The 8,661-nt window shown below is 64.3% G+C and carries 9 protein-coding genes and 1 tRNA gene; all 10 read left to right on the top strand.

What is annotated here, in order from left to right; all coding sequences use genetic code 11:
• Window positions 1–135: EF-Tu C-terminal domain-related protein (locus GTY96_RS11565; RefSeq protein ID WP_455423666.1), on the top strand; the 135-nt coding region annotated here is incomplete at its 5' end.
• Between the two features lie 94 nt (window positions 136–229).
• On the top strand, window positions 230–394 hold the full coding sequence (gene rpmG / locus GTY96_RS11560) for a 50S ribosomal protein L33 (RefSeq protein WP_002617522.1): 165 nt from the start codon (window positions 230–232) through the stop codon (window positions 392–394).
• A gap of 22 nt (window positions 395–416) precedes the next feature.
• Window positions 417–492, top strand: a tRNA-Trp gene (locus tag GTY96_RS11555).
• An 88-nt stretch (window positions 493–580) separates the two neighbouring features.
• Entirely contained in the window at window positions 581–1,024 is a 444-nt protein-coding gene (secE, locus tag GTY96_RS11550; protein WP_161664708.1) for a preprotein translocase subunit SecE, read from the top strand.
• Window positions 1,024–1,572: a transcription termination/antitermination protein NusG gene (nusG, locus tag GTY96_RS11545; RefSeq protein ID WP_161664707.1), complete on the top strand. Its 549-nt coding sequence runs from the start codon at window positions 1,024–1,026 to the stop codon at window positions 1,570–1,572. The genes secE and nusG overlap by 1 nt, the downstream gene beginning before the upstream one ends.
• 109 nt (window positions 1,573–1,681) lie before the next feature.
• Complete coding sequence (gene rplK, locus GTY96_RS11540; protein ID WP_120596209.1) at window positions 1,682–2,128, top strand: 50S ribosomal protein L11; 447 nt, start codon at window positions 1,682–1,684, stop codon at window positions 2,126–2,128.
• Between the two features lie 28 nt (window positions 2,129–2,156).
• Window positions 2,157–2,870, top strand: coding sequence for a 50S ribosomal protein L1 (gene rplA / locus GTY96_RS11535; RefSeq protein ID WP_143901318.1), 714 nt, complete (start codon window positions 2,157–2,159; stop codon window positions 2,868–2,870).
• Between the two features lie 398 nt (window positions 2,871–3,268).
• Window positions 3,269–3,790 carry a 50S ribosomal protein L10 gene (gene rplJ / locus GTY96_RS11530; RefSeq protein WP_143901316.1) on the top strand — a complete coding sequence of 174 codons (522 nt, stop codon included), beginning with the start codon at window positions 3,269–3,271 and terminating at the stop codon, window positions 3,788–3,790.
• 89 nt (window positions 3,791–3,879) lie between these two features.
• Window positions 3,880–4,251: a 50S ribosomal protein L7/L12 gene (gene rplL, locus GTY96_RS11525; RefSeq protein WP_161664706.1), complete on the top strand. Its 372-nt coding sequence runs from the start codon at window positions 3,880–3,882 to the stop codon at window positions 4,249–4,251.
• A 180-nt stretch (window positions 4,252–4,431) separates the two neighbouring features.
• Window positions 4,432–8,658: a DNA-directed RNA polymerase subunit beta gene (gene rpoB / locus GTY96_RS11520; protein ID WP_143901312.1), complete on the top strand. Its 4,227-nt coding sequence runs from the start codon at window positions 4,432–4,434 to the stop codon at window positions 8,656–8,658.
• The last annotated feature ends 3 nt before the right edge of the window (window positions 8,659–8,661 follow it).

Below are 8,661 nucleotides of genomic sequence, written 5' to 3'. Positions count from 1 at the left end.
GTCATGCCGGGCGACAACATCGCCATCGAGGTGGAGCTGATCACCCCGGTCGCGATGGAGAAGGAGCTCCGGTTCGCCGTCCGCGAGGGCGGTCGTACGGTGGGCGCGGGCGTCGTTGCGGAGATCATCGCCTGATCGGCTTCCCGCCGACCAGCTTTCACGGGCACTGAGTTGCGGAGGGGAGGGCTGCTTTTGTAGCCTTCCCTTCTCGCATCTGGTGAAATGAGCCATGCCGAAGGGTAACCGTTCCATCATCTCGCTCGAGTGCACGACGTGCAAAGAGCGGAACTACACGACCACGAAGAACAAGCGGAAGAGCCAGGACAAGCTTGAGCTGAGCAAGTTCTGCCCTCGCTGCCGCAAGCATACGGACCACAAGGAAGGCAAGGTCTAGGTCGTCTGTTCCATGAAGGTTTAGGCCAGTAGCTCCAACGGTAGAGCAGCGGTCTCCAAATCCGCGTGTTGGGGGTTCGAATCCCTCCTGGCCTGCCAGCTTCAGTACAGGGACCCCCGGTACCGAGCGGTGCCGGGGGTCCCTGCCTTTTCGCAGTCCAGCTTCCACAGTCCCTCGTGAGGCACCATGGCGACGGCATCTGAGGCCAGCCAGCAGGCTAACCGCTCGGGTATCGACCCCAAGCGGCTCGTGGTCATCTTCTATCTCGTCGCCGGCATCGTCCTGGCCCTCTTCCTGGAGCACGTCTTCGGGTTGCTCTGGAGCCGGTTCGGCTGGAGTGACGTCGAACTGTTCGAGGGCCTCGGCTGGCGCGTGTCGACCCTGGTGGGCTACGTGACGGCCCTGGGGCTCGTGCTGGCGTCCTACTTCCACCCCCGTACGCACGCCTTGTCCATCGACGTGGCGTCCGAGCTGATGAAGGTCACCTGGCCCTCCTGGTCGGAGACCCGCGCGTCGACCATGGCCGTGGTCGTCGCCTCGCTCGTGGCGGCCGTTCTGCTCTTCTGCATCGACACCGTCGCCTACAACTTGATGGTGGAGTGGCTGCCTGCCCTGTGGGGGAAGCTGTAATGGCGAAGAAATGGTTCACGGTCCAGACCTACTCGAACTACGAGAACCAGGCGAAGAAGAACCTGGAAGAGCAGGTGCGCCTCAAGGGCCTGCAGGACCAGGACTTGATCGGTGAGATCCTCATCCCCATGGAGCAGGTCGTGGAGATGGTGAACGGCGAGAAGAAGACCACCCGCCGCAAGCTCTTCCCCGGCTACATCTTCGTCCAGATGGAGCTTAGCGACACCACCCTGCACCTGGTGAAGAACACCTCCAAGGTGACCGGGTTCCCGGGCGTCGGGCAGAACGAGCAGCCTCGGCCCATGTCGGACGCGGAGGTCGCGCGTCTCACGGCGCAGGTCACCGAGGGCGCGCACAAGCCCAAGCCCAAGGTCCAGTTCGAGACGAGCGACACGGTGCGCGTCATCGACGGCCCGTTCGCCAACTTCAACGGCACCGTGGAAGAGGTCAACCCGGAGAAGGGCCGCGTCCGCGTGCTCGTCAGCATCTTCGGTCGTGCGACCCCCGTGGAGCTCGACTTCATGCAGGTGGAGAAGACCACCGGCTAGCAGTTCCCAGTCTTCCGCGCCCGAGTGAAGGGCGTGGATCAACGGGTGGGAGGGTCGTCCCGTCTGGCGACCCGTTGGAACCACCCTCTCGAAAGGCAGCAGTCCGCCGATGAAGAAGGTCACAGGTCAGGTCAAGTTGCAGATCCCCGCCGGCAAGGCGAACCCCGCCCCGCCGATCGGTCCCGCCCTCGGTCAGCAGGGTGTGAACATCATGGAGTTCTGCAAGCAGTTCAACGCCAAGACGCAGGCGGAGGCCAAGGAGGGTCTGATCATCCCGGTGATCATCACCGTGTATCAGGACCGCTCCTTCACCTTCATCCTGAAGACGCCCCCCGCCGCCATCCTCATCAAGAAGGCCGCGGGTCTCCACACGGAGAAGAAGAAGGGTTCGGGCGCGAAGAAGCCGGGCAAGGAGAAGGTGGGGCAGATCACCCGCAAGCAGCTCGAGGAGATCGCCAACAAGAAGATCCAGGACACCACCGCCGCGTCCATCGAAGCCTGCATGAACACCATTGCTGGCACCGCGCGCTCCATGGGCATCGACGTCGTCGGCTAGCCCGCCCCATCTCTCAAGGATTCCTGCCATGGCTACCAATGGAAAGAAGTTCCGCGCGTCCTCCGAGCTGGTGGACCGCAACAAGCGCTACGCAGTCGCCGAGGGCTTCGCGCTGCTGAAGAAGACGGTGGACTCGCGCGCGACGAAGTACGACCAGACGGTGGATGTCGCCATCAACCTGGGCGTGGACCCGAAGCACGCGGACCAGATGGTCCGTGGCGCCGTGGTGCTCCCGCACGGCACCGGCGCCACCGTGCGCGTCGCCGTGTTCGCCAAGGGCGAGCGCGCCACCGAGGCCACCAACGCCGGCGCGGACATCGTGGGCGCGGAGGACCTCCAGAAGCGCATCGAGGAGGGCTTCCTCGACTTCGACACCGTCATCGCGACGCCGGACATGATGGGCGTCGTCGGCCGCCTCGGTAAGGTGCTCGGTCCCCGCGGCCTCATGCCGAACCCGAAGGTGGGCACGGTGACCATGGATGTCGCCAAGGCCATCCGCGACTCCAAGGGCGGTAAGGTGGACTTCCGCGCGGAGAAGGCGGGCATCGTCCACGCGAAGATGGGCAAGGCCTCCTTCGCCGCGGACAAGCTCGAGGCGAACTTCAACGCGCTGGTGGACCTGGTGATGAAGCTCAAGCCGGCCACCGCCAAGGGCGTGTACCTGAAGGGCATCGCCATCTCGACGACCATGGGGCCGGGCATCAAGCTCGACACCACGGAAATCCTGGCGCGTCACCGCTAGTCCCAGGGTGCCCGGGTGGGTAGGGAAGGGTGCGCTCCTCAACGGGGAGCGTCCCTCCCGTCATCCGCTGAACGTCCGTTCGATAGAAAGTGCTGGATCTTTGCGAAAGCCGGGGGTATAGGCCCCCGGCTTTTGCAATTGGAGCGCCATGTCGAGAGACGCGGCGTTCCGACCTGGTTCATGACAGCAGGGACCTGGAAGGGAGAAGACGCGTCCGTTGGGAACCGGGCAACCGGTCGGGCCGTCCATCCACTCCTGGTTCAAACGGCCGCAAGGTCAGCCCTGCCGAGACTGGAGGTGCGGTGTGGTGCCTCTCGGAGGCCCCCCTCTCGCTCTGCCACTTTGGCCCAGGCATCACGCCCGACCGTCCGGTCGGGCCATGAAGGAGGTGAGTCAAGGTGCTGAAGAGCGAGAAGGAAGAAATGATCAAGGAGCTCCACGAGAAGTTCGCCCGGACGAAGACGGCGGTTGTCGCCGAATTCTCCAAGGTGGACGTGGAGACCGTCACCAAGCTGCGTCGCAAGTTCCGCGAGGGCAAGGTCGAGTACAAGGTCATCAAGAACACGCTGGCGCGCCGTGCCGCTCAGGGTACGTCCGTCTCCGTGATTTCCGATGACTTCACCGGTCCCGTGGCCCTCTGCATCAGCTACGACGACGAGGTGGCTCCTGCGAAGATCCTGATGGATTTCATCAAGGACATGGAGACCATCAAGGTCCGTAGCGCCGTCGTCGCCGGTAACAAGGTCGACGCCAACGGCGTGAAGGCGCTGGCGAAGTTGCCGGGCCTCAATGAGCTGCGCGGGCAGTTGCTCGGCATGCTCAACCAGCCTGCTGGCAAGCTGGTTCGGACCATCGCGGCCCCCGGGTCGCAGCTCGCGCGGGTCATCCAGGCCAACGCGGACAAGGCGCAGGGGCAGTAATCGTTCCGAGAAGTTTTTCTACCGCAACCTCTTCGGTCGAGCCACCCAGCTGGGTCGCCGGCCGTTAGTCAAACAGAAGGACATGTTCCATGGCCGATTTGAACGCGATTGTTGAGCAGCTCTCCCAGTTGACCATTCTCGAGGCCGCCGAGCTCGTGAAGTCGCTGGAGACCAAGTGGGGCGTTTCCGCCGCCGCCGTGGCCGTTGCCGCGGGCCCGGCTGCCGCCGCCGCCGCCCCTGTTGAGGAGAAGACGGAGTTCAACGTGGTGCTGGCGAACGCCGGCGCCAACAAGATCAACGTCATCAAGGAAATCCGCGCCATCACCGGCCTGGGCCTGAAGGAGGCCAAGGACCTGGTCGAGGGCGCGCCCAAGACGGTCAAGGAAGGCGTCAACAAGGACGACGCCAAGAAGATCAAGGACCAGCTCGTCGCGGCTGGCGCCACCGTCGAGATCAAGTAGTTCTTACAGGGGCTGTCCTGTTCTTCCGGGAAATCCCGGGCAGCCTCCTGACCGGATGAGCAGGCCGGCGTCCCCATTGCTGGGACGCCGGCTTTGCCCATTTGACATTTGCCAAATTTCCCGGCGCCGCCGCGCGTTACTGAAGTTTGCCCCGCCCGAGCAGCCGTCCCCGGAGACCGAATGCCGACGCAGATCCAGAACAATTTCCGCGTGCGGAAGACCTTCGCGAAAATCGCGAAGATCATCGACATTCCCAATCTCATCAACATCCAGAAGCAATCCTACGAGAAGTTCCTCCAGGCCGACATCGCCCCGGAGAAGCGTGAGGATCTTGGCCTTCAGGGTGTCTTCAAGTCCGTCTTCCCGATCCGGGACTTCAACGAGACCTCTTCGTTGGAGTTTGTGAGCTACCACCTGGAGAAGCCGAAGTACGACGTTGATGAGTGCCACCAGCGTGGAATGACCTACTCGGCGCCTATCAAGGTCGTCGTGCGCTTGGTCGTCTGGGACAAGGACGAGGAGACCGGCGCCCAGTCCATCCGCGACGTGAAGGAGCAGGAGGTCTACTTCGGCGAAATCCCGCTGATGACCCAGAACGGTACGTTCATCATCAACGGCACCGAGCGCGTCGTGGTGAGCCAGCTGCACCGCAGCCCGGGTGCGTTCTTCGACCACGACAAGGGCAAGAGCCACTCGTCTGGCAAGCTGCTCTACAACGCCCGCATCATCCCGTACCGCGGCTCGTGGATCGACTTCGAGTTCGACCACAAGGACCTGCTGTACGTGCGCATCGACCGGCGCCGCAAGCTGCCGGCCACCGTGCTCATCCGCGCCCTGGGCGCCGTCGGTGACACGGCGAAGAAGAACCCGCTCGACTTCAAGGGCTCCACCGAGGAGATCCTCAACTACTACTACGCCACCGAGACCATCTACCTGCAGAGCGCCGCCGACTTCGAGAAGTCGGTCGAGCTGGAGCTCCTGCCGGGTCAGCGCGCCACGCGCGACATCAAGACCAAGTCCGGTGAGCTGATCGTCAAGAAGAACCGCAAGTTCACGCGCGCCGCCATCAAGAAGCTCGAAGCGGCGAAGATGACCAAGCTGCCCATCGACGCGGACGAGCTCTTCACCAAGGTGTCCGCCTACGACGTGGTGGACGAGAACACCGGTGAGGTCATCCTCGAGTGCAACGAGGAGGTCTCCCAGGAGAAGGTGGACGAGCTCCTCAAGCGGGAGATCAAGGAGTTCAAGGTCCTCTTCATCGACAACCTCAACGTGGGTCCGTACCTGCGTGAGACGTTGATGCTGGACAAGATCGAGTCGCCCGAGCAGGCCATCATGGAGATCTACCGGCGCCTGCGCCCGGGTGATCCCCCGACGCCGGAGACGGCGACGAACCTGTTCAGCAACCTGTTCTTCAACCCGGAGCGCTACGACCTGTCCAAGGTCGGCCGCCTCAAGCTGAACTTCAAGTTCAGCCTCGAGGAGCCCTTGGATGGTCAGATCCTCACCAAGCGCGACATCCTGGAGGTCATCCGCTACCTGATCGACCTGAAGAACGGCAAGGGGACGATCGACGACATCGACCACCTGGGCAACCGGCGTGTGCGCGCGGTGGGTGAGCTGCTGGAGAACCAGTACCGCATCGGTCTGGTTCGCATGGAGCGGGCGATCAAGGAGCGCATGAGCCTCCAGGAGATCGAGACGCTCATGCCGCACGATCTCATCAACGCCAAGCCCGTGACGGCGGTCATCAAGGAGTTCTTCGGGTCCAGCCAGCTGTCGCAGTTCATGGACCAGACGAACCCGCTCTCGGAAGTCACGCACAAGCGCCGTCTGTCCGCGCTCGGGCCTGGCGGCCTCACGCGTGAGCGCGCGGGCTTCGAAGTCCGCGACGTGCACCCGACGCACTACGGCCGCATCTGCCCCATCGAGACGCCGGAAGGCCCGAACATCGGCCTCATCGCGTCGCTGTCGACCTACGCGCGCGTCAACGAGTTCGGCTTCGTGGAGACGCCGTACCGCAAGGTGGACGCGGGCAGCGTGACGGCGGACGTGGCGTTCTACTCGGCGCTGGAGGAGGAGAAGCACACCATCGCCCAGGCCAACGCGGAGACGGACAAGAAGGGCAAGTTCCTCAACGCGCTGGTGCAGAGCCGCCGCAGCGGCGAGTTCGTCCAGGTCAAGGCCGAGGACGTGGACCTGATGGACGTGTCCCCGAACCAGCTGGTGTCGGTGGCCGCCTCCCTCATCCCGTTCCTGGAGAACGACGACGCGAACCGCGCGCTGATGGGCTCCAACATGCAGCGCCAGGCCGTGCCGCTGCTGCGCACGTCCGCGCCGCTCGTGGGCACTGGTATCGAGGCCATCGTCGCGCGCGACTCGGGCGTGACGTGCGTGGCCCGCCGCGACGGCATCGTGGAGTCGGTGGACGCCAGCCGCATCGTGGTGAAGGCGGACTCCAACGCGGCCCTGAGCGACGTGTCCAGCGAGGTGGACATCTACAACCTGCTCAAGTACCAGCGCTCCAACCAGAACACGTGCCTCAACCAGAAGCCCATCATCCGCAAGGGTGACCGGGTGAAGAAGGGCGACGTGATCGCGGACGGTCCGGCCACCGAGACCGGTGAGCTGGCGCTGGGGCAGAACATCGTCGTCGCGTTCATGCCGTGGCAGGGCTACAACTTCGAAGACTCCATCCTGCTCAGCGAGCGCATCCTCAAGGAGGACGTCTTCACGTCCATCCACATCGAGGAGTTCGAGTGCATCGCGCGCGACACCAAGCTGGGCAAGGAGGAGATCACCCGCGACATCCCGAACGTGGGTGAGGAAGCCCTCAAGGACCTGGACGAGAGCGGCATCATCCGCATCGGCGCCGAGGTGAAGCCCGGCGACGTGCTGGTGGGCAAGATCACCCCGAAGGGCGAGACCCAGCTGTCTCCGGAAGAGAAGCTGCTGCGCGCCATCTTCGGTGAGAAGGCCGGCGACGTGCGCGACAGCTCCCTGCGCGTCCCCCCGGGCGTGGTGGGCACCGTCATCAACGCCAAGGTGTTCAGCCGCAAGGGCGTGGAGAAGGACGAGCGCGCCAAGCAGATCGAGTCCATGGAGGAGGCGAAGCTCCTCAAGGACCAGAACGACGAGATCAAGGTCCTCCAGGACTCCGCCTACAGCCGCCTGCGCGGCCTGGTCCGCGGCAAGGAGGTCCAGGGCAAGCTCGTGGACGACAAGGGGAAGATCCTCCTGAAGAAGGGGGACATCCTCAACGACGAACTGCTGGCCACGGTGCCGTACAAGTACTGGGGCGAGATCTCCGTCGGTGATCCGCTGGACGCGCGCCTGCGCGACATCCTGCGCAACCTGGAGGAGACGAAGGAGGCCGTGAAGCTGGCCTTCGGCGAGAAGATCGCCCGCATCAAGAAGGGCGACGAGCTCCCCCCGGGCGTCATCAAGATGGTGAAGGTGTACGTCGCCATCAAGCGCAAGCTGGCGGTGGGCGACAAGATGGCCGGCCGCCACGGCAACAAGGGCGTCGTGTCCCGCGTCCTCCCCGAGGAGGACATGCCGTACCTGGAGGATGGCCGTCCGGTGGACATCGTCCTCAACCCGCTCGGCGTTCCCAGCCGCATGAACATCGGGCAGATCCTGGAGGTCCACCTGGGCTGGGCCGCCAAGGGCGTGGGCGAGCAGATCCAGCGCTACCTGGATGAGAACTTCAGCGGCGAGCAGCTCAAGAAGCAGCTGAAGACCATCTACGACGACAAGGCGTTCGGCGACTTCGTGGACGGCCTGTCCGACCCCGAGGTGCAGGACCTCTGCCGCCGCCTGAAGAAGGGCATCCACGTCGCGACGCCGGTGTTCGACGGCGCCCGCGAGACGGAGATCCACGGCCTGTTCGACGAAGGCCGGCTGCCGCGCTCGGGCCAGATGGTGCTCTTCGACGGCCGCACGGGTGAGCCGTTCGACCAGAACGTCACCGTGGGCGTGATGTACATGCTCAAGCTGCACCACCTGGTGGACGAGAAGATCCACGCCCGTTCCATCGGGCCCTACTCGCTCGTCACGCAGCAGCCCCTGGGCGGTAAGGCCCAGTTCGGCGGCCAGCGTCTGGGCGAGATGGAAGTGTGGGCGATGGAGGCCTACGGCGCGGCGTACACGCTGCAGGAGTTCCTCACGGTCAAGTCGGACGACGTGGTGGGCCGCACGCGCATGTACGAGGCGATCGTCAAGGGCGACAACGTCCTGGAGAGCGGCCTGCCCGAGTCGTTCAACGTGCTCCTCAAGGAGCTCCAGTCGCTGGCCCTGGACGTGGAGCTGCTCGAGAGCGCGCCCCCCGAACGGCAGCGCAGCTTCGGCGGCGACTTCCTGGGTGGTGGCGACGGCGAGGACCGCAAGTCCGGGACCGAAGCCTAGGCC

The organism is Corallococcus silvisoli, from assembly GCF_009909145.1.
Lineage (GTDB): Bacteria > Myxococcota > Myxococcia > Myxococcales > Myxococcaceae > Corallococcus > Corallococcus silvisoli.
Note: the sequence above shows the minus strand (reverse complement) of the source record. Positions and strands in the feature narration are given on the sequence as shown.